Source organism: Desulfobaculum senezii (assembly GCF_054657395.1).
On record NZ_BAAHYU010000002.1, the window covers coordinates 643,909 to 668,396 of the forward strand.

Consider the following 24,488-nt stretch of genomic DNA (forward strand, 5'->3'; position numbering starts at 1 on the left):
CCGCGACGCAGGAGCCGTAAACAGGAGTAATGCAAGTGTCCATACGCCCCGACCTGTTCTTGCCGGAACTTTTCCAAATCGTGATTCTTCTGGTGCTGTTCGCCCAGAGCATCAGCCGCCATTCCACGCTGCGCAATGACGCATCGTGGGTGCCGTGGGGTGCCGCGGTTGGCGTGGCCGTCTCCTTTGCCGCCATGACGGCGCAGGGGCAGCTGTTCCACGGTGCGTACCGGGTGGACATGATGTCTCAATTCTTCAAGCTGGCCATTGCCGTGGGCTTTTTTATCGGCACGCTCAATGCCGTACGCCAGCCCACGCTGGAGAAGGACAAGGAAAGCGACTACTTCCTGTTCCTTGGGTTTTCGGCCCTTGGCCTGATGTTCCTCGCGTCCAGTGCGGAACTCATTACCATTTATGTGGCGCTGGAGATTTCCTCCTACTCGCTGTACGCCATCATCCCCATCCGCGCGAAGGAGCGTAGCGCAGCGGAAGCGGGCATCAAGTACATCCTGTTTGGCGCGGTAGCCACGGCGGTTTCGCTGTATGGGCTGTCGTACATTTTGGCCTCGCAGCACTCCAGCTACCTTGTGGACCTTGCGCAGGCGGACTGGTCGTGGGCCAATAATCCCATGGCCGTTGTGGGCCTGTCCCTGTTCCTTGCGGGCATGTTCTACAAGCTGGCGCTGTTTCCCTTCCACTTCTGGTGCCCGGATGTGTACGAGGGCGCCAGCAACGAGACGGCGGCCTACGTGGCAACCCTGCCCAAGCTGGGCGCGGTGGTTGTGCTGGTGCGCCTTGCCGCGCTGCTGACTCCGGGTATGGAGGTGACGCTGATTTTCGCCATCCTTGGCGCGGTGTCCATGACCTTTGGCAACCTCTCCGCTCTTGTACAGCGCGATGTAAAGCGCATGCTGGGCTATTCCAGCGTGTCCCACGCCGGATATGTGATGCTGGGCCTTGTGGCGGGTACGGCGCAGGGCCTTGCCGCCGCCGCGTTTTACAGTCTGGTGTATATCCTTATGAACCTGACGTGCTTCTGGGTCATCTGCAAGACCAGCGAGGACGGGCGCAACGTGAAGCTGGATGACCTGAACGGCCTGTACCGGCGCTCGCCGTATATGGCCATGGTGCTGGCCGTGGCCGCGTTTGCCCTTGTTGGCTTGCCGCCTACGGCCGGGTTCATCGGAAAGTTCTTCCTGCTGACCAGCGCGTGGAACCACGGCTACAACTGGTTCGTCATCGTGGCGGCAGTGAACACGGCCATCGCCATCTATTACTATCTGAGTCTGGTGCGCCACGCGTACACTGTGGAGCCAGAAGACGCCGCGCGGCTGGAGCCTGTGGACGAAGGCCCCATGACCCGCGTGTGGGGGACGGTGCTCGCCGCCGCCATCCTGCTCCTTGGCGCGGTGCCCGGTCCGGTCTTTGAGTTTGCCGCCGAAGCTGGGCGTCAGCTTATGCGGTAAACGGCAGGGGAAACGACGTGCCCTCAAGGCCACACAACGGGACCAGCGAGCAGAACTGGCCCAAAACCGGGGAATAGAGCCGTATGCAGACAGCTGACGCAGTGAACCGCTTCGGGCGAGAAAGGACATCCTTCCAGGCAGGGCGACAAGCCCCAGCCGGAGGCGCTGGCCCCATCCGCGCCGCGCTCCCTGCCCCCGGACAATTTGCCGTTCCATGACCGCCAGTGCGCGGTACGGAGCTGGAATGCGGCGAGAAATACGAGAACAGAGAGGCAGGCCGGACCGAAGGGTTCGGTCTGCTGTTGTATGGCGGGGGAGGGCGGTTGCGGCTTTCCAAAGCGAAAACTGCCGCATGCCGGTGGTTTGGACGACTGCGGTGAAAAAAGGAACGTGTTGCCCTTTATACTTAAGCTGAAACGCAAACCATGATAGACATACAGGAATCTGCGAGCCTTTGTCGGCTGGCGGACACGCTTGGTTCCGGGTGAAATGTAAAGGGGTTTTTTTGCCATGTGAAAGATATCACATGCACATGCGGCCTCATTGACCTTGGCTCAAGCAACTGATTTAACCGCCTAGACTCAGACGGACGCCTACGCCGCAGGGACGCTTGCGGCACTGTTGGCGCCGGTGTGAAGGCCTTCAGTTTTTCATCCAGAGACGGGAGGGATGCTCCGTGAGCAAGTACATGATCAAGACCAACCAGGACCGGTGCATTAGCTGTAATGCCTGTGAGGTGCATTGCAAGCAAAAAAACGCCGTGCCTCCGGGTGCGCGTCTGGGGCAGATGGTGACGGTAGGTCCGCTGAAAAAGGCGGGCAAGCCCAAGATCATGAACCTGTTCATGCCATGCTTCCACTGCGAGCAACCCTGGTGTGTTGCGGCCTGTCCCACCGAGGCTATGCAACGCCGCGAAGACGGCATCGTTTTTGTGGATCAGGAGCTGTGCGTTGGGTGCAAGGCATGCATCATCGCCTGTCCCTGGAACATCCCGCAGTGGGACGAGACCACGGGCAAGGTTCTGAAATGCGACCTGTGCATGGACAGAATCGACCGCGGCCTTGAGCCTGCTTGCGTTACGGCATGCACCACGCATGCGCTGGAGTTCGTGTCGCCGAATGCGGCATCTCGCACGGCACGAGAGCGACACGGGCAGAAGATGTTGCTGAAGCGCGCTTTGCGCTAACCGTTGTTTTTCTTCTTTCAACCTTTAAGGAGGGTGGCACTGTGAAATTCAAGTCCAACCACGCATTCCTCGCACTGTTCGCCATTGCCGTGGTGCTGTGCACGCAGGAAGCGGCATGGGCCGATCGCCTGACCGACGCTGTGAGCCAGGCCATCGCAGCCGACAAGCTCGACCCCAACGCCGCCAAGGGATACCTCGGCATCCCCGGCGCACCTAACCTCAACGCCCTGATCGGCCTCGTATGGGCCATCTGGGTTGGCTGGATCTTCTCCACCGTCGGCGCGTTCGGCGGCATTATGGCCGGTGTTGGTCACATCACCATTTACGGCCTTGGCGACTACGCAAAGGGCTTCGGCAAAAAGATGGCCATCAACAAGGTCGTCACCGACTCCATCCGCGTGTCCAACCAGTGGCTGGTGGGTTGCTCCGCCGCGCTGTCCACGTTCAACTACTACCGCGCCGGCCGTCTGGTTGCCCCTCTGGGCATCGCGCTGGCCATCGGTTCCGTGGCTGGTTCCTGGCTGGTGCCGTGGCTGACCGCCGGTAAGATCAGCCTGAAGTCCTACCTCGGCTACTTCGGCCTCTTCGTCCTGTTCCTTGGCTGCTACCTCTTCTACGAGACCACGCCCAAGGCCCAGAACAAGAAGAAGGAAGCCAAGGCAGCCGCCAAGGCCTTTGAAGACAGCGTGAAGACCGGTAACGTGGACATGTCCTCCCAGGGCGTTAAGGTGAAGACCTTCACCCTGACCCGTTGCGAGTTCACCTTCTTCGGCGTCGAGTTCCACTTCAACCCGCTCATCCCGGTTGTTGGTGGCTTCTTCATCGCCGCTCTTGCCTCCTTCCTCGGTGTTGGTGGCGGCTTCCTGCTCGTGCCGTTCCTGACCTCCGTGGCTGGCCTGCCCATGTACCTTGTGGCTGGCACCTCCGCCATGGCTGTGTTCATCGGCATGATCAACTCCATCGCCTCCTACATGGTCCTGAAGGGAACGCCCGTACAGTGGAGCCTCATCGGTGCCGAGCTTATCGGTATCGTCATCGGTTCCATGATTGGACCGCGCACCTCCAAGTACATCCCCGACGTCTGGCTGAAGCGCCTGTTCGTCGTGCTGGCCCTGTACGTTGGTCTGCGCTACTGCTCCAAGGGCTTCCTCGGCTTCAGCATCCTGCCTCCCTTCTAGGCGAGTGCACGCCCTGTAAAGCGAGACCCTACCCGGGCCGGCCGGTATTTACCGGCCGGCCCTTTTTCCGCCCTGCGCCGCCCTTGTGCGGGGCGGCAAGACATCGTACAAAAGAGGTCCGCGGACTTTCCGCGTAAGACCACGCCCTGAGAGGAAGACGTGTTAGCATCCTTCGACAGCCTCAATTATCTTTTTGACCCGGTGTTCATCCCCCTGTTCCGGCTGCCCCTTGAGCCGCTGACAGCCTATTTTGTGGGGATGTTTCTGCTGGTGCTTCTGTGCACGGTGGTGGGGGAACTGTCTCTGGCCGGTACATACTTCCTCAACCGCAAGCACTTTGCCAAAATCAATCAGGACATGATTCGTCAGCACAACCTGTCCGTGCAGGCCATCTGCGAAAAGGACAAGGCCAGCTACAAGGCCTGCAACTCGCTGGCGAATGAAGCCTTTGGGCAAAATTTCTTTTCCCACATAGCGCTGTTTGCCTCCAGCCTGTGGCCTGTGCCCTTTGCCCTCGGCTGGATGGTGATGCGCTTTTCCGAAGTGACCTTCCCGCTGCCGTTTACCATTCCGGCCATCGGCAACGAAGTGGGCAACAACTTTATCTTTATTCCGCTGTACGTCGCCGTGCGCGTGGGCTTTGCGAAGCTCAAGCCCTACCTGCCGGTGTTTAAGCAGATTTTGCAGGCCATCAAGGACAACGAGGACCCCGGCGAGAATCTGGTCTCGTGGTCCGAATTGTACGACGGCAAGAAGAAAGACGCCCCCGGCGCGGGAGCCCCGGACAAGGCCTAGGCGTTCCGGCGCTCCATCCGCCCCGGCAAGGAGATGCGGATGCACGAAACAAGTCTTGGTCAGGTGGTTCGGGACTACCTGACCGGCGAGGACATCGAGGAAACCTCCTACGAGGAATTCCGTCAGGCCATGGCCCGGATGCTGGTGGAGGAGCTGGGCTATCCGCCACAGCGTTTGCTGGCCAAGGTGGGTATTGAGTTCCCCGTGGATGGCGAAACCTATTGCCGCGTGGCGGACCTTGTGGCTTGCGATGAGGATGGCACACCGCTCTTTCTGCTCTTTTTCGTGGCCGGACAGCCCGGCAGCTTTGACCGGGAAGTCCTTGCCGCAGCGCGGCTGTACCCCGGCGGCCCCATTCCGTTGGTGGCGGTGACCGACACGCGCGAGGCCGTGCTGCTGGACGCCGCAACCGGGACGACCCTTGGCACCAGCATGCGCGCCATCCCCCGGTATGAGGACCTGCCCGCCCTTGCGAAGGCCCACCCCGCGCCGCAATGCTCGCAGGAGCAGCTGGACCGCGAGCGCCGCATCCTCTACGCCTACAGCGAATTCATCTACGGCAGTTGCTGCCATACCTGCACGCCAAAGCCCGCGCATACGCCGGGGCGGGACGACGACTCCGCCTAACGCGCCGCGCGCAACAACGCCCCCGTTGGACTGTTCCAGCGGGGGCGTTGTTGTGTGGTGCTGTGGCATGCGCCGCGCTGTGGGCGGCTTTTGTGGGCCGCGTTGCGGCGCGGCCGTGCAGTTGGCTACGAGTCGCCGCTTTGGCAGGGGCCGTGCACTTCAATGCAGTCCTGCGGGCAGAGGGCGATGGCCTCGGCCATTTCCGCTTCGGTCGCGCAGTCCTTGCGCAGGACGACTTCTTCGTTGATGTCGTCCCATTCAAACAGGTCGGGGCACATCTCCACGCAGCCCATACACGCGGTACAGTCCACGCGGTTGATGGATATTTCCTTTTTTTCGCTCATGGTGGTGCATCTTCCTTTGGCTGAGAGCAATGGGAGTGGGAGCCCCAATGCTACCGAAGCTGCATGCTGGCCGCAACATGCTCAAGGGTGGTCTGGCCGTGGAAGATGATGCGTTGCGCTACGTCGCGCACCTCGGCGCTGCGGCCTTGTCTGGCCGCGTGCTCCAGCCGCTCCGCCTGCTGCCTGAGGGACAGAGCGCTGATGGTTGCCGCCGCGCCCTTGATGGAGTGGGCAATGCGGCGCAGCGCGGTTTCGTCATCCTGAGAAAGCGCGCTGCTGAGGGCGGTGAGCTTTGGTGGAAGGTCATCCAGAAAGACGGCGTACAGTTCGCTCAGGAACCGGGTGTTGCCGCGCAGGCGGTGGAGTGTGGCCTGTTCGTCAAGGATGGGCGTACTGACGCCGGTGGGGATGCGGTAGGGCATGGTGCCGTCCGGAGCTTGTGATGTATGCCGCCAGCGGGGCGGGCTGCCGTGTCCCATGTGCTTTTCTCGGTAAGGGTGGGACAAGGCAACGCTCCCTCCGGCGAGGGACCTGCGTAGCCGCTGTGCACAAAGCGGTCTATCGGGTACATTTGGAAAAAGCATACAGCTTTTGCGGCAGGTTGGCAAAGTGGGCTGTGAAAAATATGCACCGCAAGGCCCCCATGGCGCATCCTGAGATGGACGTAGGGAAAGCGCGCGGGGCGCGCCATGCGCCACTTTGAGCAAACGTGTTGAAATACGCGGTGTTTTCCAGTAGTCTACAATGGAAGTGTTCTGCATGCCTTGCGTGTTTCCGCATAACCTTTGTGTTTTTCTGCGCGCCGCGTGGACCCGAGGTGCAGTCTGCCATGTATATCCGTTGCTGGGGCTCAAGAGGGTCCATCCCCGTATCCGGGCCGGAATATAACCGCTATGGCGGCGATACCACGTGTATGGAGGTCCGAAACGCGCGGGACGACATTGTCATCATAGACGCCGGTTCCGGCATCCGCCGCCTTGGCAACGCGCTTCTTGCGGAAGGGCGCTTTGACTACACCATGCTCTTTACGCATCTGCACTGGGACCATGTTCTTGGTCTGCCTTTTTTCAAGCCAATCTTCCTGCCCAAAACAACACTGAATATCCGTGGATGTCCCTTTGGCATGGGCGCGCTGGAAACCCTGCTGGAAGGCGTCATGACAGCGCCGTACTTTCCTGTGCCCTACAAAGCGCTGCTGTCCAATATTACGCATGAAATCGCCTGCGGTGTGGACCTCACCATCGGCGAGATGCGCATCACATCCATTGCTCTCAACCACCCTAACAAGGGACTGGGCTACAAGTTTGAGGAAAACGGCAAGAGCTTTGTCTTCCTTACCGACAACGAGCTGGACTTCGCCCACGATGGCGGCCTGTCGCCCGAGGACTACGCCGCCTTCAGCGAAGGGGCGGACCTGCTCATTCATGACGCTGAATACCTGCCAAAGCAGTATAATGAACTCACCCGCGGCTGGGGGCACACGCTGTATACCGACGCCCTGAATCTGGCCATTGATGCGGGGGTGAAGCGCTATGGCATGTTCCACATCAATCAGGAGCGCACGGACGAGCAGGTGGATGAGATGGTGGAGCACTGCAACCGCATTCTGAAAAAACGAGGCGTAGAGATGGACTGCTTTGCCGTGGCGCAGAATCAGGAGTTTGAGCTGTGATGCATGTGCAAAGCCGTACATGGCAGGGCGCGTGCGTGCTGGGCCGGGTGATGGCGTTGGCTGTGGTGTTTGCGGGCATTGCCGCGCTGTGCGTCCCGAACACCGTGCGCGCGGAGGTGAAAACCCTTACGGCGGAGCACGTGTACGTGCTGGGAGATAACGACACCCGCACCGAGGCCCGCCGCATCTGCTTTATGCAGGCCAAGCGCAAACTGGTGGAGCAGGTTGGCACCTACGTGGAGGTGCTGACGGAGATGAGCGACTTTCGGCTGACGCGCGATGAGGTGCGCTCCTTTACTGCCGCGACCATGCAGGTGGAGGTGGATGAGGAGACGTTCTTTATGAAGGACAAGAGCTTTGCGGTGCGCATGAAGGTGCGCGCACGGGTGGATGGCGACGCCATGCGCGAGCGCCTGCAAACCGCAGCGCGCCAGCGCGACGACCTTGTCCGTATGCGCGAGCGCTACGACACCACGCGCCGCCTTGAGGACAAGGCCCTTGCCGTGCAGGAACGTCTGCGCACGGCCCCGCCGGAGCAGGCCGCCCCGCTGCGGCAGGAGCGCGACGCGATTCTCGGCACCCTTGAGGAAACGCAGGCGCGCTATGATGCCATCATGCAGACCCGGAAAACGCAGGCGGACTACGCAGAGCGCTTTGTTGAAGCGGACATGACCCGCAGTGAAGTGCGCTCCCTGCTTGGCGAGCCGCGAACCATCCGCCGCAACGGCGATTCCGCCACCTTTGAGTGCTGGAACTACGGCCGGGTGTGGGTGGTGTTTCGCGATGGGTTGGTGGTGTGCCGCCGCGAAAGCCTCAGCTACAGCCAGCGCCACGGCGGGGACTGCCATTGCTCCGGCTTTGTCGGAACGGGCGGGGTGTTTATGGAGTAGGCAGGGCATGGCGGGTGCGCGCCGATATGGGCGCAGTGCTGGACACGGACGGGCCAAATGGTCCGTCTTTTCTTTTGGGCAGAAGCTGCCGCACTGGTCGTGGAAGGGGCTTTCGCCCGCCGCGCGGGTCGGCAATGCGTGGGCGCAGGGGGTGGTGGCAAAGCTGTTTCAATTTCAGATGGATAAAGAAGAGGCGGCCGGGTTGGGGGGCCCAGCCGCCTGCATCAAGGAGGAAAAAGCTGCCACGTTGTTAACAGCTTTTGTTAGACAATAGCATCATGCATGCCATGTTGAAAGCAAAAAAGGAAATGATGTGTACTACTTGTTTGGAACGCCTTTTTTCTCGACGTAGCGCAGGAATTTTCTGGCGGGTTCCATATTGGGACTGATGGCAAGGGCGGCGTTGATATGGCGTATGCACTCCTCCTTGCGGCCAAGGTCGTAGTACACGCGCGCGGTGTTGAAGTGCAGGTTCTCGTCTTTGTCGTGGTACTCCAGCGCCTTTTCGTAGTAGCGCAGGGCTTCGGCGTTCATGCCCTGTTTGCGCAGGCTCATGCCAAGGCGGTTGAAGCGCACGCGCTGTTCGGCCACGAAGGTTGCGTCCTGATTCAGCAGGATGTTCAGCACCTTCTTGACCTTGTGGAATTCGCCCTTGTCTGCGTACACGGAGCCAACGCCCATGTTGGCCTCCACATTCAGTTCATCAATCATCAGCGCCTTGAGGAAGGCCTTTTCCGCCTCGTCCAGATTGCCATCGGCGTAGGCTTCTTCGCCCTTGCGGATTTTTTGCTGGAGGGATTTGATGGCTGGGACGGTGTTTTGCTCGTAAAACCGGGGTTCCGGGGCGTAGGCGGAGATGAAGTCGCCCTTGGTGATGGAGTTTCGCAGGCCCGACGGAACGTGGTGGTCGTTCAGGGGTTGCACTTCGTATTCGTCATCGTCCAGCCGCCGGACATACCAGTAGGTGGTCTGCGAATATTCACCCTGTGTTGCGCCGTGGCCAACGCCTGCGGCTTGCGTGCGGGAGAAAACACCAAGGATTTGTGGGTATTGCGACATGCAAGGCTCCATGGCTGAGGGGAAAGGGCGTCATTGTAGACAGTACGCAAAAAAGCGGTCCGCGCCAAGGGGAAGGCGCGGCTTCGCTCTGGTGCCCTTGGCCCCGGGCGCTAGGTGCGCCGCAAGGAGATGGTGAACACGGCGTTGCCGTTTTCGCGCCGTACGCGCATGAGGCCGTCCATGTTTTTGATGAGCTTGTAGCACAGCGGCAGGCCAAAGCCGCCTTCCTCAAAGGGCAGGTACAGGCGCTCCGGGTCAATGTCGCGGATGTCGGCAAGGGCGTAGCTGATGCGGATATCCACGGACTTTGGCGTGGAAAGCGTGCGCAGGGACAGCTTGCCCTGCTTGGCGAGGGCCTTGCTGGCGTCCCCCAGCAAAATGCCGAGGATGGTGCAGATGGCTTCGGGGTCGCCAAGGGCTCTGGGCAGCATGTCCGCCAGCTCAATATCGGCAGTGATGCCGGTCTTCTCCAGCACCGGCAGGTGGTGTTCCAGACAACTGGACACGATGGGGGGGATGTGCAAAGGCTCGGCACTGATTTCCACAGGGTTCAGGTAGCCCCGGATGCGGTCCAGCAGGTTTTCCAGCCGCCGGGATTCGCGCAGGATGATTTCCGTTTCCGGCATGTCGGGCACCTTGGCGTGCAGCCTGCGGGCAAAGCCGCCGATGGCCATGAGCGGGTTGCGCAGTTCGTGCGCCATTTCGTCCGATATCGCACCGATGGTCTTGAGCTTTTCGTCCTGCAGCACGGTGCGCTCCATATGCACGCGCTCCGAGATGTCCACAAAGATGCCGTCCAAAAGGCGCGGTTCGCCTGCACCTGCGGCGGCGGGGCCGGGCATGGTTTTGATATAGCCATGCACGTTGTAGCCGGATTTGTGCGCCATGCGGCACTCCACCGTAAGGGGAGTGGCGCTGGCAAAGGCGCGCGTTAGCACGTCGCGCACGCGGGCGCGGTCGCCCATGCGGATGCGGCTGAGGAACCAGTTGTCATGGCTTGTTGCCTCGTCGGGGTCATAGCCCAGCACCACAGAACAGGCCTTGTTGATGAAGGCCAGCGAGAAGTCCTCCCGAAGGCGGTAGATAAGCAGGGGGATGTTGTGCAACAGTGTGGTGTGACGCTGCTCGGCGCGTTCCATGCGGCGCTTGAGGGCGCGGCGCTCGGTGTAGCGCTCCAGCGTCAGGCGCAGGTCATCGGGCGAAAAGGGCTTGATGAGGTAGTCAAATGCGCCGATTTGCATGGCCTGAATCAGGTCGGACGAGGTGCCGACGCCGCTGATGAACACCACCTCCGTGCCCGGGTTGATGGCGCGCAGCTCCCGCGCGAGGGCCATGCCGTCCGCCCCGTCGAGGCGAACGTCCACAAAGGCGAGGGCCACGGGGGAGTGCTGGGCCGCGTCCAGCGCGCTCTGGGCAGAGTGCCGCGAGGCGGCGTTAAACCCAACGTCCGTCAGCGAGCGGGCGAGGGATTCGCACATGATGGGATTGTCGTCCACGACGAGAGCGTGTTCCTGCATGGGATACTCTGGCATGTGGTGCTCCTGAGCAAGCAGTGGCCGTGATCCTGAATGCAGTGTGACGAGAACTGAAAGGAAATGCAACGCCTCTCTGCGCGGAATCACCCCGGAATGAACATATGAGCCGGGGCAGGCAGGTGGCGAAAAGGAGAAGAATCATGAAGCCGCGCATAGGATTCATGGGGCTTGGCCTTATGGGCAGGCCCATGGCCGAGAATATTCTGCGGGCAGGGTATCCGCTGGTGGTGTACAACCGCTCGCGCGAGAAATGCGCCATGCTGCGCGAGCTGGGCGCACTGGTGGCGGAAACGCCGCGCCAACTGGCGGAAAAATGCGACGTTGTCGTGATAATGGTCACCGGGCCGGAGGCCGTCTACGCTCTGCTGTCCGGCGAGGACGGCTGCGCCATGGGGCTTGATGCGTCCAAGACTGTGGTCAACATGAGTACGCTGTCGCCGGAGTTTACGCGCGAGATTGCCGCGACGCTGCGGCCCCTTGGCGTCACATACGTGGACGCGCCGGTTTCCGGCTCGCGCCGTCCGGCGGAGGAGGGCAGCCTGCTCGTCCTTGCCGGAGGGCCGCTGGAGGCTGTGGACGCCCTGCGCCCGGTATTTTTGACCATGGCGCGCAAGGTGATTCACTGCGGCGGCGTGGGGCAGGGCAGCATGACCAAAATGGCGGTGAACCTGCTGCTGGGCGTTATGATGCAGGGCCTTGGCGAGGCATTGAACTTTGGCCGTCAGGGCGGCGTGGACGACGCCGTGCTGCTGGACGCCGTGACGTCGGGGCCGCTGGCCTGCGGGCTGTACGCCCTGAAGGAACAGATGTTTCAGGACGGCGCGTACCCTGCGCAATTCCCCCTGCGGCATATGAACAAGGACATGAAATTTGTGCTGGATACGGCCCACGCCACCGGGGCAAGCACCCCGGCCGCGCATGCGGCGGCGCAGCAGTACGCGGCGGGCGCGGCAACGGGCCTTGGCGATATGGACTTCGCCGCCGTTATCAAGGTGCTGGAAGCCCTGTCCGGTGACGGGCGCAAATGATGAATCCACGAGGAGAAACAGCGTGAACGAGACGCCGATGCGGACGGCCGTGGTGGTCATGGCCGCTTCCGCCGCCGCCTTTTTGAGTGCCTCCGCCGGGATGAGCTTCCGGCAGGAGCCGTTTTTGACCTATTATTTTCTGTTTGCGTGGTGGCCGTACATTTTTGGAGCGGAGTCCCTGCTTGTGGTCATGGGCGGGTACTCCACGCTGTATGAGCGCCCGCGGAGCTTTTGGGCGTTGTTGCCGCTGTCGGTCATGGTGTGGCTCGCCTTTGAGGCCGCAAACTTTCGCCTTGGCAACTGGTACTACATTGGCCTGCCGCAGGAGACAGCCATCCGCTGGGGCGGGTACGTGCTGGCCTACGCCACTGTGCTCCCTGCCCTGTCCGTGACGCGGCGGCTTTTGGAATTCCTCGGCCTGTGGGAGGACGTGAAGTGGCCGCCGCTGCGTGTTGCCCCGTGGCGCTGGCCTCTGTTTGCCCTTGGCGTGGCCTGCCTTGTTCTGCCCCTTGTGTGGCCGAAGTATTGTTTTCCGCTCATCTGGGGCGCGCCGGTCTTTCTGCTGGAGCCTGTGCTCTATGGCTTCCGTGCACGCTCGCACTTGCGGCTCCTGCTTCTTGGCAAGCCGCGCCGGTTGCTTCTTGTGCTGGTGGCGGGTTTTCTGTGCGGCGGCATGTGGGAGTGCTGGAACTACTGGGCCGGGGCCAAATGGTACTACTCCATCCCCTTCGTGGACGTGCTCCATGTCTTTGAGATGCCGGTGCTGGGCTTTTTGGGCTTTCCGCCCTTTGCCCTTGCCTGCGACGTTATCGTGAGCGCCTTTCGCGGCGCGGACCGGGCACTGGCCGAGCGTTCGCCAGCCCTGCGCTGGAGCGTGTGGGGCGTGTGCGCCGTCCTTGGCGTGGTGTGCGCCGTGATTGTGATGCAGGGCATTGACGAGCACACCGTGGTGCTGCTGCGCTCCTAGCACTGCGCATCCCGCCCACAACACTTTCGCCCCCCGCTGGATGGATTCCGGCGGGGGCGTTTTAGTTTGGTCAGCCCATGAGGCTGGGCAGATAGGTCGTCAGCGGCGGCCAGAATGTGATCAGCAGCAGGTCGATAAGGAGCACCAGCAGGAAGGGCAACACCCGCAGGCTGATGTCCGCAAGGCGCGTCCCCGCTATGCCGCAGGAGACGATAAGGCAGATGCCAAGGGGCGGCGTCAGCATGCCGATGGCGAGGTTCACCACCACAATGACGCCAAGGTGGATGAGGTCGATGCCAAGGTTCGGCAGCATGGGCAGGATGACCGGCACCAGCAGGATAAGGGCGGCGGTGGTTTCCACAAAGGTGCCCGCCGCCAGCAGGATGATGTTCACCAGCAGCAGAAGGGCGATGGGATTGTCCGTCAGGGCCAGCAGGGCGGCGGTGATGTCCTGCGGAATCTGCTCGATGGTCAGCAGCCACGAGAACGCCGTGGCCTGCGTGATGATGAACATGGTGACGCCTGCGGTGATGGACGCATGGATGAACAGGCGCGGCAGGGCGGCAATGCGCAGTTCGCGGTAGACGGCCATGCCGACGAAAAGGGCGTAGACCACGGCCACAGCAGCGGATTCCGTCGCCGTGAACACGCCGCCGAGGATGCCGCCAAGGATGATGGCGGGCGCGCCAAGGGCGAGCAGGGCGCTGCGGCCCGTGCGCAGAATATGCCGCAGGGAAAAGGGGCGCAACTGTCCGCCGTGCTCAATGCCGCCACGCTGGGACAGGATCACCGCCACGGTGATGAGGGACAGCCCCATGAGCAGGCCGGGCAGAATGCCCGCGGCAAACAGCTTGCCGATGCTGGCGCTGGTGAGGAAGCCGAAAACAATCATCGGGATGCTGGGCGGGATGATGACGCCGATGGAGCCGCCAGCCGCCTGCACCGCTCCGGCAAAGCCGCGCGGGTAGCCACTGCGCGCCATGGCCGGGATGAGCATGCCGCCCACGGCGGCGGTATCCGCCGCAGCGGACCCGGAGATGCCGCCAAAGAACATGGCGGAGACGATGGACACGGCGGCCAGCCCGCCCGGAAGCCACCCCACAAGGGCCTCGGCAAACGCGATGAGCCGCCGGGAAATGCCGCCGGCCTCCATCACTTGCCCCGCAATCATAAACAGCGGAACCGCCATAAGCGGAAAGGAGTCCGCCCCCGCGTACATGCGGGTAACCGCCACCATAAGGCCGGTGTCGCCCTTGAGGGCAAACACGGCAACGGAGGCCGCGCCGATGGCGATGGCGATGGGGACGTTGAGCAGAAACAGCGCCACAAGGGCGACGAACAGCAGGGTGGTCATGCCTTGCCCCCGCCGAACAGATCCTCCAGCACAAAGGCCACGCCGTGCAGGAACAGCACCGCGCCGCTCAGGGGCACCACGCTAAAGGGGATTTGTTTGGTTATGCCAAGGGCCGCGGTTTGCTGGTACTGCATAAAGTCCAGCACGCGCATGCCGGAGGTGATAAGCACCGCAAAAAATGCCAGCGCCACCAGATGCGCCAGAATATGGGCCGCGCGGCGAGGATGGCCGCTCAGGCGCTCCGTCAGGATGTCCACGCCGATGTGCGCGCCGCGTTTGTAGGCCACGCACGCCCCCAAAAAGGTGAGCCACACAAGGAGCATGCGTCCCAGCTCTTCCGACCAGAACAGGGAATCATTGAGCACGTAGCGACAGAAGACCTGCAGGCTGATGACGGCCACCATCCCCACGGCGCAGAGCATGAGCGCCCCTTCGGTCAGGGTATTGACGAGGCCGCTCAGGCGGCGGATGGCGGTGAGAAGAACATGCATGATGCTGGCACCGGCGTTTGGGGTGAAGCGGTGGCGCGTGCCCGCTGGGGCGGCGCGCCGTTTCGGGATGGTCGGCGGCCTTTGCCGTACTGCGCCACATGGAAAAAGGCAACCCGCGCGCATTTTTTCGCGAATACGCAGTTGACGCAAGGGGTTGGGGCCTGCTCGGCTCTCGGCTCTCGGCTCTCGGCTCTCGGCTCTCGGCTCTCGGCTCTCGGCTCTCGGCTCTCGGCTCTCGGCTCTCGGCTCTCGGCTCTCGGCTCTCGGCTCTCGGCTCTCGGCTCTCGGCTCTCGGCTCTCGGCTCTCGGCTCTCGGCTCTCGGCTCTCGGCTCTCGGCTCTCGGCTCTCGGCTCTCGGCTCTCGGCTCTCGGCTCTCGGCTCTCGGCTCTCGGCTCTCGGCTCTCGGCTCTCGGCTCTCGGCTCTCGGCTCTCGGCTCTCGGCTCTCGGCCCGCCGCCCGCCGCCCGCCGCCCGCCGCGCGCGTCCTATCCGGCGTCGGCGGGGTCGTCTCCGGTGATGGTGCAGGACTCGCCAAGGCGCGTTGCGGCAAAGACCTGCATCCCCGGCCGCGCCACCTGCTGCGCAAAGTCCGGCAGGTGCGCCGTGTTGCCAAAGCTGTGCATGGGCACAAGGCACGCCGGGCGCACGGCGTCAGCAAAGCGCGCCGCACCGGAGAGGCCGGGGAGGCGCGGGTCGCAGTTGGTGAGGGCGATATGCGGGGCAAAGGCGCGCACGTGTTCGATGGCGGCGCTGAAATACTCCGCCGTAAAGGCGTTGGCCGCGTCGCCCGCTTCCGGCCATATCCACTCGGCAAGGTCGCCGCCGTAATATATGCGCCAGCCGCCAAGGCGGATGAGAAACGCCGCGCCAAGGTCGTTGCTGGCCATGGCCGATACGGACACCCCGTCGTCAACGCGCGTCCACGGTCCGGGCGCGGGCGGCGGGTCGCCGGGGTCGGGGATGATGGCGCCGGGCAGGTCCAGCTGGGGCACCATGTCCGGAACGTCGTCGGAGAGGATATACCGCGAGCTTCGGGCAGCGGCGAGGATGTCCAAAATATCCGCCGAACAGTGGTCCCCGTGGCTGTGGGAGAATGCGGCAATGGCGTCTTGGCCGGTGACCAGTTGGGTCAGCGTTGTGGCGGCCTTTGCCGGGCGCTGGTCCGGTGCGGGCCAGTCAAAGACAAGCATCCGCCCGCTGGCGGCAATGCAAAAGCAGTTGTGATGGATGGCGTGGATGCGTGCTTGCATAATGGATATGATGGCGTAGGCTCTCGGGTGGTGAAAAGTGTTTTTTCGCGCGCCCTCGCAGTGCGCGGCGGGCAGGCCCGTCTACAGGGGCATCAATTGGGGCACCAGTTGGGGCGTCTGCTGCGCGCGCCAAGGCGGGGAAACCCGCGCCAGCCGAGGCGCTTGTGACAAAAAACGCGGTGGACACAGCACGGGAAATATGTGATTGACAATGCCCCATTGCGGCGACGTGCGTTGTGCGTGCGCAGCAATTTGAGTATCCTGATACGATTGAATCCACAATCCCCCTTTGCGGGAAGGACGATGCCGCGGCCCGGCCGCATGAATCGAAAAAGGGGAACGATATGAAGAGTATAATGAATTTTGCCCTGTTCCGCGACGCTCCCGGTGAGCCAAACGGACGCAGGATTGCCGTTGTTGGCGCCGGTCCTTCCGGAATGGCCGTTTCCGGCTATTTGGCCTGTCAGGGCTATCATGTTGAAATTTTCGACAAGATGCCCAAGCCCGGCGGCCTGTTGTTTTTTGGCATTCCGGACTTCCGCCTTGCGGTGGAACGCGTTGAGGAAGCCGCCAAAATTTTGCAAAAGGACTACGGCGTCATCTTCCACCCGTGTGTGAAAATCGTGGGACAGGACTCCACGGACCACGACGAAGGCGACGACCTGATGCGCGAGACCATCGCCCTTGAGGACCTGCGGCACGACTTTGACGCCGTGATGCTGTGCACCGGTTCGTGGCGCTCTCGCCGTATGGGCATCCCCGGCGAGGACCTTTCCGGCGTGCTGTCGGGTCTGGAATATCTGTTCCCCCTGCGCGGCGCGGCATGCAGCAAGGATATTTGCTACTCCGATGCCAAGGACAAAAACGTCGCCATCGTCGGCGGCGGGCTTTCCGCCGTGGACGCGGCGGACTGCGCGCTTCGCAGCGGAGCAAACAAGGTCTACATGCTGTACCGCCGCACCAGCAACGAAGCCCCCGCCGGTCCCTACGAGATTGCCCTGCTGCAGGACCGTGGCGTCATCTGGCGCGAGCTGACCTTGCCTGTGCGCATCCTTGGTGAGGAGACCGTAGAGGGACTGGAGTATATCCAGTGTTCCCTTGGGGAGCCTGACGAGAGCGGACGCCGCTGTCCGGTGCCCGAGTCGGGGTCCAATCAGGTGCTGGACGTGGACCTCGTCATCACCGCCGTTGGCGAATTGCCCACGGTTCCCGCCTCGGACAAGGTGGACATCGGCAAGGTGCGCAAGCAGGCCACAGGCTGGCCGCGTATGACGCCGCTGGAAGGCGTCTTCCTTGCTGGCGACGCCCTGAACGGCCCCAGCAAGATTGGCTGGGCCATCACCAGCGGTCTTGAGGCGGCTCGGTCCATGGAAGAGTGGCTCGACTTTGCCGCAACCAGCGACTAGCCCGCGCCACCAGCGGAATCCATCACCGGAGAACGATATGTCCGACAGCAAGAAAGACCAATGCCCAAAGACCAAATGGGTTGATTATTCCAAGTGCATCGGGTGCGAGTCGTGCGAGGCCATTTGCAAATTCCTCCACGGCATCCCGCGCATTCAGATGACGCAGACTGACGAGGGGCTGGCGTTTCCCCTCTACTGCCACCACTGCGAGAACCCGCAGTGCATCAAGGCCTGCCCCGCAGGCGCCATCAACAAGACCGATGAGGGCGTGGTCATCCACAGCCCCACCATCTGTCGCGGATGCCGCGCCATGAAGTGTATGGAGGCCTGCCCCTTTAACGCCATCTACCACGCAGGCGGCGTGGTGCCGGTTACCAAGTGCGACCTGTGCGCCGCGCGGCGCCGCCGGGGCCTTGGCCCGGCCTGTGTGGCCATCTGTCCGGCAGAAGCCATCTACTTTGTGGACCGCGAAGAGCTGCAGGAACTCCGGACCAAGGAGTCCCTCTCCGCCCAGAAGCTGGTCATGAAGCAGATACGGCAGATGCGGGGCAAATAACACGACCGACCACAAAGGCCGCGGGCACCCCCCGCGGCCTTTTTTTCTGCCAAAACCACAAAACGGGAGAAGTACCGATGAGCGTTATGGCTGAAGTATCGTTGTTTCCGGTGGACAAGGGCGTCAGCCTCAGTCCGTGGGTGGCCCGCGCCGTCACCATCGTCAAGAACAGCGGGTTGGACTATTCCCTGAATCCTATGGGGACGGTTCTTGAAGGAGAGTGGGACGAGGTGAACGCCGTCATATCCCAGTGCTTCAAGGCCATCGCCGCTGAAAGCGAGCGCGTGTATATGACCGTGAAGGTTGATTACCGCGCCGGAAAGGGCGGACGCATGCAGGCCAAGCCCCGCTCCGTTGAGGAAAAGATGAAGGCCTAGCACCCCGCCCTCACGCGTGCCTACAAAAAACGTCCAGCCATTGGCTGGACGTTTTTTTGTGTGTTGGCGCGGAAATGTGGCCGCGCGGTTGGGCTATGGCGCGGCGGTTAGACCTTGGTGTTGAATATGGATCGCGGGCCGCCCGGGTCCGGGAGGGCGAGGGTTTTGCGGTTGCAGATGCTGTCGAGGGCTTGGGCGTTGGTGTCCGGCGTGCCCTGCCATTCCACGATTTCGTATTCCGGTTCCCAGAAGTTTTGCGATGGCTCGGAGGAGGGCGCGGCGTGCGCCTTTTCCCCCTGCGCCGCGTCACCACGGGGAATGCCCGATTTACCGGGTTTTCCCGAGAGGTCGGCCTCGTCCATAGTATACGAGCCTTCCTCAGTGGTGACGAGCAGCTCAAGCAGCTTGTGCCGTCCACAGGAACCCTTACAGCGCAGTCTTTTGTAGCTTACGTTTAGTCCCACGTCGTGCTCCTTCACAACGTTTGAGGGCCGGGGCCCGTGTGCTCAAAATGGACGGGCCGTCGCCGTCCTGGCAATCGGTCGTCGGGGCCGGGAACGCTGTGGTCATCCACGTGCAGTGTGGCGGCGAAAAGCTGGCCGCCCGGCCGCGCACATGGCGCGGGCCGGAAAGGAAGACGCACACCTTGGTAGAGTACATCATTGGCGGTTTTGTGCCTAGGAGGGGTACAGGAAAAAGTGAAGGAAAAGCCCGCCAGAGGCTGAATTTCACCGCAACCACCCCGCGATATTGGTGAAGTTTGCAGGGGGGCAGAATCCTTGGCGAAACTGCCACATGGGGCGCAGCGCCCGGGTGGGCGAGGAGCTGAAAAGGGCCATACGGCGGGCAGAATGCGCCGCGCTTGGGGAGAAGGAATGGCAGGGATGGCACTCGCCTCTCGCCCGTTGTGGCGGGGCGAAAGGTCTTGAGGAATGCGCGGCACCGGATGTGTGGACTGTTGTTACGCAAAAATGCCCGCACGCCGCAGAGATTTGGATGTAACGCCTTCTGTTGTGTGTGATGGTGGGTGGGGAAGTGCCGGGAATAGTGTATGTTTTTGGCTGAAAGGTCTTGCTTTTTGCAGTGGGTGTGGCATAGTTGTGCAAAAGTGTACATCTTTATCGCATCCACCGTGATGCAGGCAATTCCATTGAGGAGCGGGATTTATGTCAGGTAAGAACATCTATGTTGGAAACCTTCCTTTCAGCGCCTCGGAGGATGAGGTGCGCGCCCTGTTTGAAGAGCACGGAAGCGTGACGTCTGTACGGCTTATTGAAGACAGGTTTACCGGTCGCCCACGCGGTTTTGGCTTTGTCGAAATGGACCAAGACGGAGTGGACGCCGCCATTGAGGCCCTTGACGGCACCATGTTTGGCGGGCGTCCCCTTCGTGTGAATATTGCCAAGGACCGCCCGCGACGAGAGCGGACCCCCTGGTAGCCCACCCCTTGCCTGCGCCGCATGTGCGGCGCGCCAAGCCCCCGGCGCCCTTCCCGGGGGCTTTTCTTTTCCCCGCCCACCGTGTACGCAGGCAGAACGCGTTTTTCGTAACGTAGTGGTGTATTTGCGTGTGCAATTTGTTCGCAAGGAAAGGAATATATCCATGAAAAAGCATCTGGTTTCAGTGCTCTGCGCCCTTGTGGTGCTGCTGACTCTTGTGGCGGGGCTGGTCCCGGCAGCCTCCGCCGAAACGGTTATCAAGCTCGGCATCGTCACGCCGCCCGGTTCCGCGCAGCATGTGACGGCGGCGCGCTTTGCCGAGTTGGTGCAGGAGCGGTCCAACGGGGCCTACCGCGTGGAGATTTTCCACAGTGGATCGCTGGGCACGGAGACGGAGATTCTCCAGCAGGTGCAGATGGGCGCTGTGGAAATGGCCATCTGTACCCTTGGGCCCTTTGATACCTTTGTCCCGGAAGTGAAAGTTGTCAGCTTCCCCTTTATGTTCCGCGACTATGCGCAGGTGGACGAGGTACTCTACGGGCCTCTTGGTGACGAGGTGCTGGCAGCGCTTGAGCGGGCGGGCTTTAAGGGGTTGTCCTTTTCCGAGAATGGCTTTCGGAACCTCACCAACGACACGCGTCCGGTCCACAGCCTTGCGGATGTGAAGGGGCTGAAGATTCGCGTTATGCAGTCCACCCTGCATAAGGAGCTGTGGCGCACCCTTGGCGCGAACCCCACGCCCATGGGCTGGCCCATCTACTCCGAGCTCCAGCAGGGGACCATTGACGGGCAGGAAAACCCCTTGTGGGTGGTGTGGACCGCCAAGCTGTACGAAGTGCAGAAGTATCTGACCCTGACCGGGCACGTGTATTCCGCCCACGTGGACGTAGCCAGCCTTGGCTGGTTCAACGCGCTGCCGGAGCAGACGCAGGCCATGCTGAAGGACTGCATGCGCGAGGCGTCGCGCTATCAGCGGGAGTGGAACCGCGCCAATGTTCATGACTTTTTGCAGAAGCTGGAAGCCGCCGGAATGCAGGTGGAGACACAGCCGGACCTTGCGTCCTTTAAGGAGCGTGCGGAGTCGTTGACCAGCATGCCGCTGTATGCGGACCCGGCAACGCGGGCGCTGCTGGAGAAGTTCCTGAAGGCCACAGCGGACAAGTAATTCTGGCGCAGGGGCGGCGCGCTCATCGCGTTGTCCTTGAGAAGACCCCATTTCGCGGCGGCGTGGCGGCAGAGGCCCCACGCCGCCGTCGTGTTTGTGGTGTGGGCGCCGGGTGTGCCAGGGCGCGGGCAAGAGAAGAGGCGTCTACGGCGCGTGATTGTGAGGGATGGCATGGCGGTCGAATCCGCCTGCACCGCGTGGAAGTGGCAGGGCGCTGCCTGCCGCGCGGGCCAGACGCGGGCTGCGTCGCCGGGCCGGGTATGCAGCGCATTGCCGCGTCTGTGGGCAGGGCGTTGTCCCTTGGAGGGGCGCCGGCGCATATGCGGCTGATGTGCGGCGGGCGGTGCGCGGCTTTATCAATGATGCCGGGGGGATTGGTGCCCCTGCGGCGCAGCGTTGCGGGCGCCGGGAAATGTGCAGACAACGCGGGGCGTGCTGTGTATGGTGCCCCGCATGCAACAGTCCGATTCCGCCAAGCTTCGTAGGATATACCGCGATACGAATCTTCAGATATTGTTCGGCGTGACCCTTGTGGCCGTGATGGGCGTTTCCAGCATCGCCCCGGCCCTGCCGAGGATGCTGCACGCCATGGCCATTCCGCCCGCCGAGTCGTGGTGGCTTATCTCGTCCTTTACGGTGCCGGGGGTGCTTTTTGCACCTGTGGCCGGTGTGCTGTCCGATACCTACGGGCGCAAGGCCGTGCTTGTGCCGTCGCTGGTCATCTTTGGCCTGTTTGGCGGGCTGTGCGCGCTCACCACCAATATGTGGGTGCTGGTGGGGCTGCGCTTTCTGCAGGGCATTGGCGCGTCGTCCCTGTGGGCGCTGTGCGCCACCATTATCGGCGACATGTACGCCGGGCGCGAGCGCATGCAGGCCATGGGGTATAGCGCCAGCGTCTTGTCCATTGGCACTACCATATTCCCCCTCGTGGGCGGCGGGCTGGCGGCTGTTGGCTGGCAATGGCCCTTTGAACTGCCGCTGCTCGCGCTGCCGCTTGCCGTGGTGGTTGCGCTGTGGCTCAAGGTGCCGCAGCCGCAGGGCAAGGGCGAATTCATGAAGCAGATGCGCCGCGCCGTTGTGCGGGCCTCGTCCCCGCGCGCGCTGTGTTTGTTCGCCACCACGGGCGCGTCCTTCATCATTTTGTACGGCGTTATTATCACCTACCTGCCCATTTATCTGTCCTCCACCTTTGCGGCCACGCCGCCGGTTATTGGGTCCATCATCGCCATATCCAGCCTGACATCGGCGGGTGTGGCGTCGCAGGTGGGGCGGCTGTCCGGCTGGGTTGCGCCTCGGACGCTGCTGGTGGCGGCCTTTGTGCTGTACGCTCTGTCAGCCGTGCTCATTCCGGTGATGCCGGGGGCGTGGAGTGTGGCGGTTCCTGTGCTGCTCTTTGGTGTGGCGCAGGCCTTTAATATTCCCACAGTGCAGGCGCTGCTGGCGGGGATGGCTCCCATGGAAGAGCGCGGCGCATTTATGGCCCTTAATGGCATGGTGCTGCGCATTGGGCAGACCCTTGGGCCTTTGGTTATGGGCACGGCCTACACCCTTGGCGGACTGCGCGGGGTGTTCTGGACCGGCGGCGTCATTGGCGCGCTGATGGTGGCCGTGCTGACCGGTGTGTTTGTCTTTGGCCGGGGTTTGGATGGGCAGGAGGAGCGGACAAGGGCGCAGTAGCGCCATAGCAGAGGCCGGGCACGTCCCGGTCCGGAATGACTTTTGGGCGACCCCGCATGCGGTGTCGCCTTTTTTGTTAGGCGGTGGCTGGCTCGGGCAAATGGTCCGACGCGCAGTGGTCGGGCAGGGGGAAGCTGATGCTGACAAGGGTGCCGTTGTCATTGGAGTAGGTAAAGGCGCCCTGCAATTGGAACGTGACAATGTTGGTAATAAGGCGAAGCCCCATGCTGGCCGCAGTGGCCGGTGCGAAGTCTGGCGGAATGCCCACGCCGGAATCGGCCACGGAGATATGCACGGTGCCATGCTCAAGCCACAGGCGCAGGCGCAGGGTTCCCTCTGCGCCGCCGGGAAAGGCATGCTTGAGGGCGTTGCTGACCAGTTCATTGACCACCATGCCGCAGGGGCTGGCCGTGGCGATGGGCAGGGACACGGGGGTGAGGTCGTACTCAATGGTGATGCGCCGGGCGTCAAAGACCACCTGCAGGTGGGCCGTGAGTTGGCGCATGTACTGGGCAAAGTCGATGGTGTCGAACCTGTCGCTGCGGTAGAGCAGGGTGTGCACCAGGCTGATGCTGTGAATCTTTGTGGACAGGTCGCCGGCCAGTTCGGCCACGGCGGGGGTGTCCGCGCGGCGTTGGGCCATGTCCAGAAGCCCGGAGATGACTTGCAGGTTGTTCATGACGCGGTGGTGCACCTCCTGCAGGAGCATGTTTTTCTCCTCCAAGGATTGTTCTATGCGCCGCTGCATCACCGCGCGCTCCGCGATTTCGTTCTCAAGGCTGGTGTTGGCGTCCTGCAGGGCCTTGGTGCGCTCGTCCACCAGTTCCTCCAGCCGCTCCTTGTGGCGGCGCAGCTCGGATTCCATGGCCTTGCGCTCGGTGATGTCGATGCCAACGCCAAGGACGGCGGAGTGCCCCGCCGTGGTGAAGGGAATCTTGCTGGTTTCGTAGATGCGGGTCTGTCCGCCTGCGCAGGTGAGTTCTTCCTCGTAGCCGATGCGGGAGGTCCCGGTGCGCATGACTTTTTTGTCGTCCATAATAAAGCGCACGGTCTGCTCGGGCAGGGGGGAGGTGAGTTCCGATTGCTTTTTGCCCACCAGCTCCCACGGTTTGAGGCCGTGGATGGACGCGACGGACGTGTTGGCAAGGATGAAGCGGCTTTCTTCGTCCTTGGCGAAGATAAGGTGCGGCACAAGGTCGATAATCTGCCGCAGCTGGGCTTCGCGCAGGGTGAGTTCACGCTCGGTGACGCGTCGGGCGCTCAGTTCCTCATGCGTGCGGCGCTGCTGCCGGTGCAGCATGTAGGCGACAATCATAAACAAAATGGCCGTCACGGCTGTGTACAGCCATACGGCGGCGGTATTGTCGTACATGGTGACGGAGTAGGTCATCAGCCCAAAAACTGAGCCGTCCGCCCGCGTGAGGGGGACCTTGAAGCACACCCCGGGGCGGCCATGCAGGGTACAGTCGTTTTTGCTTGCCGTTTTGGCGGCAAGGGCGGCCTTGGCGCGCTCGGACGGCTGCGTGCCGACGCGTTTGGGGTTGCTGGAGGCGATGATACGCGGCTCTGCGCCGGGGGACGTGGAGGTGATGATGTTGATGGTCATCACGCTGCTGCTGTGGCGCGCGAGTTCTGTAAGCTCGTGCTGAATGTGGGGGACGTCTTCTGGGTGGTGAGTGAGCTCGTAGGCGAAGTGGCGGGCCAGTGCGCCTGTGGTGTCGGCTATGCTGCTGAGATGGCTTTGTTTATTGTGCTCAATGGTGGTGGCGATGGTCAGGACGGTCAGTGAGATGAACAGCACAAGGTACACGAGCAGGGACAGATTGGTCCCGGCTCCGGTGGAGCGGCTGGCAGCGGGCGGACGTGGTGCGGCGCTTGAGGTGGTCGGCATGGCGGCGGCGTCATACTCCCTATGCGAAAGGGTGGTTGGAGCATCCCGTGTGGGAGGATACTCGTTCTTTCGGCATAGTCGAGAACGCCGTGCGGGGCAAGCTGCTTTGGAAAGTATTGCGTATGGATATGTAAC

At 62.3% G+C, this 24,488-nt stretch carries 25 protein-coding genes; 16 read left to right on the forward strand and 9 right to left on the reverse strand.

The window, feature by feature from the left end:
- The first annotated feature begins 29 nt into the window (after nucleotides 1–29).
- The 5 genes from ACYQ2T_RS03610 (at nucleotide 30) to ACYQ2T_RS03630 (ending at nucleotide 5,252) form a co-directional block, all read left to right on the forward strand.
- Nucleotides 30–1,466 (forward strand): NADH-quinone oxidoreductase subunit N, encoded by a 1,437-nt coding sequence (locus tag ACYQ2T_RS03610; protein WP_404845846.1) that lies wholly within the window; start codon nucleotides 30–32, stop codon nucleotides 1,464–1,466.
- 676 nt (nucleotides 1,467–2,142) lie between these two features.
- On the forward strand, nucleotides 2,143–2,652 hold the full coding sequence (locus ACYQ2T_RS03615; RefSeq protein ID WP_404845845.1) for a 4Fe-4S dicluster domain-containing protein: 510 nt from the start codon (nucleotides 2,143–2,145) through the stop codon (nucleotides 2,650–2,652).
- A 41-nt stretch (nucleotides 2,653–2,693) separates the two neighbouring features.
- Nucleotides 2,694–3,830, forward strand: coding sequence for a sulfite exporter TauE/SafE family protein (locus ACYQ2T_RS03620; RefSeq protein WP_459898507.1), 1,137 nt, complete (start codon nucleotides 2,694–2,696; stop codon nucleotides 3,828–3,830).
- Between the two features lie 159 nt (nucleotides 3,831–3,989).
- Nucleotides 3,990–4,625 (forward strand): hypothetical protein, encoded by a 636-nt coding sequence (locus ACYQ2T_RS03625; protein ID WP_459898509.1) that lies wholly within the window; start codon nucleotides 3,990–3,992, stop codon nucleotides 4,623–4,625.
- Nucleotides 4,626–4,664: 39 nt separating this feature from the next.
- A complete protein-coding gene (locus tag ACYQ2T_RS03630) occupies nucleotides 4,665–5,252 on the forward strand; it encodes a type I restriction enzyme HsdR N-terminal domain-containing protein (RefSeq protein ID WP_459898510.1) in 588 nt (195 codons plus the stop codon).
- A 125-nt stretch (nucleotides 5,253–5,377) separates the two neighbouring features.
- Here ACYQ2T_RS03630 and ACYQ2T_RS03635 read toward each other — a convergent pair whose 3' ends face one another.
- Nucleotides 5,378–5,596, reverse strand: a complete 219-nt coding sequence (locus tag ACYQ2T_RS03635) for a ferredoxin (RefSeq protein ID WP_459898512.1) — start codon at nucleotides 5,594–5,596, stop codon at nucleotides 5,378–5,380.
- Between the two features lie 50 nt (nucleotides 5,597–5,646).
- Nucleotides 5,647–6,075, reverse strand: coding sequence for an Hpt domain-containing protein (locus ACYQ2T_RS03640; protein WP_459898514.1), 429 nt, complete (start codon nucleotides 6,073–6,075; stop codon nucleotides 5,647–5,649).
- Between the two features lie 350 nt (nucleotides 6,076–6,425).
- On the opposite strand from ACYQ2T_RS03640, the gene ACYQ2T_RS03645 reads away from it, so the two are divergent.
- The 3 genes from ACYQ2T_RS03645 to ACYQ2T_RS03655 are packed head-to-tail and all read left to right on the forward strand — an operon-like array spanning nucleotide 6,426 to nucleotide 8,432.
- Complete coding sequence (locus ACYQ2T_RS03645; RefSeq protein ID WP_459898516.1) at nucleotides 6,426–7,268, forward strand: MBL fold metallo-hydrolase; 843 nt, start codon at nucleotides 6,426–6,428, stop codon at nucleotides 7,266–7,268.
- Entirely contained in the window at nucleotides 7,265–8,158 is an 894-nt protein-coding gene (locus ACYQ2T_RS03650; protein ID WP_459898518.1) for a hypothetical protein, read from the forward strand. Before ACYQ2T_RS03645 ends, ACYQ2T_RS03650 begins: the two co-directional genes overlap by 4 nt.
- A 7-nt stretch (nucleotides 8,159–8,165) precedes the next feature.
- Nucleotides 8,166–8,432 (forward strand): hypothetical protein, encoded by a 267-nt coding sequence (locus tag ACYQ2T_RS03655; protein WP_459898519.1) that lies wholly within the window; start codon nucleotides 8,166–8,168, stop codon nucleotides 8,430–8,432.
- A 44-nt stretch (nucleotides 8,433–8,476) separates the two neighbouring features.
- Here ACYQ2T_RS03655 and ACYQ2T_RS03660 read toward each other — a convergent pair whose 3' ends face one another.
- Together ACYQ2T_RS03660 and ACYQ2T_RS03665 are read right to left on the reverse strand one after the other, a co-directional pair.
- On the reverse strand, nucleotides 8,477–9,217 hold the full coding sequence (locus tag ACYQ2T_RS03660; protein ID WP_459898521.1) for a tetratricopeptide repeat protein: 741 nt from the start codon (nucleotides 9,215–9,217) through the stop codon (nucleotides 8,477–8,479).
- 110 nt (nucleotides 9,218–9,327) lie between these two features.
- Nucleotides 9,328–10,749 carry a response regulator gene (locus ACYQ2T_RS03665; protein ID WP_459898523.1) on the reverse strand — a complete coding sequence of 474 codons (1,422 nt, stop codon included), beginning with the start codon at nucleotides 10,747–10,749 and terminating at the stop codon, nucleotides 9,328–9,330.
- Nucleotides 10,750–10,853: 104 nt separating this feature from the next.
- Between ACYQ2T_RS03665 and ACYQ2T_RS03670 the strand changes: the two genes are divergently transcribed.
- On the forward strand, nucleotides 10,854–11,780 hold the full coding sequence (locus ACYQ2T_RS03670) for an NAD(P)-dependent oxidoreductase (RefSeq protein WP_459898524.1): 927 nt from the start codon (nucleotides 10,854–10,856) through the stop codon (nucleotides 11,778–11,780).
- A 22-nt stretch (nucleotides 11,781–11,802) separates the two neighbouring features.
- Nucleotides 11,803–12,747, forward strand: a complete 945-nt coding sequence (locus ACYQ2T_RS03675) for a hypothetical protein (protein WP_459898526.1) — start codon at nucleotides 11,803–11,805, stop codon at nucleotides 12,745–12,747.
- Nucleotides 12,748–12,817: 70 nt separating this feature from the next.
- Here the strand turns inward: ACYQ2T_RS03675 and ACYQ2T_RS03680 are convergent, their stop codons facing one another.
- From ACYQ2T_RS03680 to ACYQ2T_RS03690, 3 genes are all read right to left on the reverse strand, one after another.
- Nucleotides 12,818–14,101, reverse strand: a complete 1,284-nt coding sequence (locus ACYQ2T_RS03680) for a TRAP transporter large permease (protein ID WP_459898528.1) — start codon at nucleotides 14,099–14,101, stop codon at nucleotides 12,818–12,820.
- Entirely contained in the window at nucleotides 14,098–14,592 is a 495-nt protein-coding gene (locus ACYQ2T_RS03685; protein ID WP_459898530.1) for a TRAP transporter small permease, read from the reverse strand. Before ACYQ2T_RS03685 ends, ACYQ2T_RS03680 begins: the two co-directional genes overlap by 4 nt.
- Before the next feature lie 485 nt (nucleotides 14,593–15,077).
- A complete protein-coding gene (locus ACYQ2T_RS03690; RefSeq protein WP_459898532.1) occupies nucleotides 15,078–15,842 on the reverse strand; it encodes an MBL fold metallo-hydrolase in 765 nt (254 codons plus the stop codon).
- Between the two features lie 344 nt (nucleotides 15,843–16,186).
- Between ACYQ2T_RS03690 and ACYQ2T_RS03695 the strand changes: the two genes are divergently transcribed.
- The 3 genes from ACYQ2T_RS03695 to ACYQ2T_RS03705 all read left to right on the forward strand — a co-directional run bounded on the left by ACYQ2T_RS03695 (nucleotide 16,187) and on the right by ACYQ2T_RS03705 (nucleotide 18,181).
- Nucleotides 16,187–17,248: an FAD-dependent oxidoreductase gene (locus tag ACYQ2T_RS03695; protein ID WP_459898534.1), complete on the forward strand. Its 1,062-nt coding sequence runs from the start codon at nucleotides 16,187–16,189 to the stop codon at nucleotides 17,246–17,248.
- Nucleotides 17,249–17,285: 37 nt separating this feature from the next.
- Entirely contained in the window at nucleotides 17,286–17,804 is a 519-nt protein-coding gene (locus tag ACYQ2T_RS03700) for a 4Fe-4S dicluster domain-containing protein (protein WP_404844129.1), read from the forward strand.
- 77 nt (nucleotides 17,805–17,881) lie between these two features.
- Complete coding sequence (locus tag ACYQ2T_RS03705) at nucleotides 17,882–18,181, forward strand: MTH1187 family thiamine-binding protein (RefSeq protein WP_459898537.1); 300 nt, start codon at nucleotides 17,882–17,884, stop codon at nucleotides 18,179–18,181.
- Between the two features lie 107 nt (nucleotides 18,182–18,288).
- On the opposite strand, the gene ACYQ2T_RS03710 is transcribed toward ACYQ2T_RS03705, so the two are convergent.
- The gene (locus ACYQ2T_RS03710; RefSeq protein WP_459898539.1) at nucleotides 18,289–18,645 is read right to left on the reverse strand and encodes a hypothetical protein; all 357 of its coding nucleotides are present in this window, start codon (nucleotides 18,643–18,645) and stop codon (nucleotides 18,289–18,291) included.
- A 702-nt stretch (nucleotides 18,646–19,347) separates the two neighbouring features.
- Between ACYQ2T_RS03710 and ACYQ2T_RS03715 the strand changes: the two genes are divergently transcribed.
- The 3 genes from ACYQ2T_RS03715 (at nucleotide 19,348) to ACYQ2T_RS03725 (ending at nucleotide 22,462) form a co-directional block, all read left to right on the forward strand.
- On the forward strand, nucleotides 19,348–19,620 hold the full coding sequence (locus ACYQ2T_RS03715; protein ID WP_404844132.1) for an RNA recognition motif domain-containing protein: 273 nt from the start codon (nucleotides 19,348–19,350) through the stop codon (nucleotides 19,618–19,620).
- Between the two features lie 163 nt (nucleotides 19,621–19,783).
- Nucleotides 19,784–20,785 (forward strand): TRAP transporter substrate-binding protein, encoded by a 1,002-nt coding sequence (locus tag ACYQ2T_RS03720; protein ID WP_459898541.1) that lies wholly within the window; start codon nucleotides 19,784–19,786, stop codon nucleotides 20,783–20,785.
- 453 nt (nucleotides 20,786–21,238) lie between these two features.
- Entirely contained in the window at nucleotides 21,239–22,462 is a 1,224-nt protein-coding gene (locus tag ACYQ2T_RS03725; RefSeq protein ID WP_459898543.1) for an MFS transporter, read from the forward strand.
- Nucleotides 22,463–22,538: 76 nt separating this feature from the next.
- Here the strand turns inward: ACYQ2T_RS03725 and ACYQ2T_RS03730 are convergent, their stop codons facing one another.
- Nucleotides 22,539–24,353 (reverse strand): sensor histidine kinase, encoded by a 1,815-nt coding sequence (locus ACYQ2T_RS03730; protein ID WP_459898545.1) that lies wholly within the window; start codon nucleotides 24,351–24,353, stop codon nucleotides 22,539–22,541.
- Between the last annotated feature and the right edge of the window lie 135 nt (nucleotides 24,354–24,488).

Excerpts from the sequence above, each read along its gene's own strand:
- ACYQ2T_RS03655 (WP_459898519.1), top strand. The coding sequence starts at position 8,166 with ATGGCGGGTGCGCGCCGATATGGGCGCAGTGCTGGACACGGACGGGCC.
- ACYQ2T_RS03635 (WP_459898512.1), bottom strand. The coding sequence starts at position 5,596 with ATGAGCGAAAAAAAGGAAATATCCATCAACCGCGTGGACTGTACCGCG.
- ACYQ2T_RS03720 (WP_459898541.1), top strand. The coding sequence starts at position 19,784 with ATGAAAAAGCATCTGGTTTCAGTGCTCTGCGCCCTTGTGGTGCTGCTG.
- ACYQ2T_RS03680 (WP_459898528.1), bottom strand. The coding sequence starts at position 14,101 with ATGACCACCCTGCTGTTCGTCGCCCTTGTGGCGCTGTTTCTGCTCAAC.
- ACYQ2T_RS03640 (WP_459898514.1), bottom strand. The coding sequence starts at position 6,075 with ATGGGACACGGCAGCCCGCCCCGCTGGCGGCATACATCACAAGCTCCG.
- ACYQ2T_RS03725 (WP_459898543.1), top strand. The coding sequence starts at position 21,239 with ATGCAACAGTCCGATTCCGCCAAGCTTCGTAGGATATACCGCGATACG.
- ACYQ2T_RS03700 (WP_404844129.1), top strand. The coding sequence starts at position 17,286 with ATGTCCGACAGCAAGAAAGACCAATGCCCAAAGACCAAATGGGTTGAT.
- ACYQ2T_RS03715 (WP_404844132.1), top strand. The coding sequence starts at position 19,348 with ATGTCAGGTAAGAACATCTATGTTGGAAACCTTCCTTTCAGCGCCTCG.
- ACYQ2T_RS03705 (WP_459898537.1), top strand. The coding sequence starts at position 17,882 with ATGAGCGTTATGGCTGAAGTATCGTTGTTTCCGGTGGACAAGGGCGTC.
- ACYQ2T_RS03665 (WP_459898523.1), bottom strand. The coding sequence starts at position 10,749 with ATGCCAGAGTATCCCATGCAGGAACACGCTCTCGTCGTGGACGACAAT.
- ACYQ2T_RS03610 (WP_404845846.1), top strand. The coding sequence starts at position 30 with ATGCAAGTGTCCATACGCCCCGACCTGTTCTTGCCGGAACTTTTCCAA.
- ACYQ2T_RS03685 (WP_459898530.1), bottom strand. The coding sequence starts at position 14,592 with ATGCATGTTCTTCTCACCGCCATCCGCCGCCTGAGCGGCCTCGTCAAT.
- ACYQ2T_RS03730 (WP_459898545.1), bottom strand. The coding sequence starts at position 24,353 with ATGCCGACCACCTCAAGCGCCGCACCACGTCCGCCCGCTGCCAGCCGC.
- ACYQ2T_RS03690 (WP_459898532.1), bottom strand. The coding sequence starts at position 15,842 with ATGCAAGCACGCATCCACGCCATCCATCACAACTGCTTTTGCATTGCC.
- ACYQ2T_RS03645 (WP_459898516.1), top strand. The coding sequence starts at position 6,426 with ATGTATATCCGTTGCTGGGGCTCAAGAGGGTCCATCCCCGTATCCGGG.
- ACYQ2T_RS03670 (WP_459898524.1), top strand. The coding sequence starts at position 10,854 with ATGAGCCGGGGCAGGCAGGTGGCGAAAAGGAGAAGAATCATGAAGCCG.
- ACYQ2T_RS03630 (WP_459898510.1), top strand. The coding sequence starts at position 4,665 with ATGCACGAAACAAGTCTTGGTCAGGTGGTTCGGGACTACCTGACCGGC.
- ACYQ2T_RS03660 (WP_459898521.1), bottom strand. The coding sequence starts at position 9,217 with ATGTCGCAATACCCACAAATCCTTGGTGTTTTCTCCCGCACGCAAGCC.
- ACYQ2T_RS03695 (WP_459898534.1), top strand. The coding sequence starts at position 16,187 with ATGAAGAGTATAATGAATTTTGCCCTGTTCCGCGACGCTCCCGGTGAG.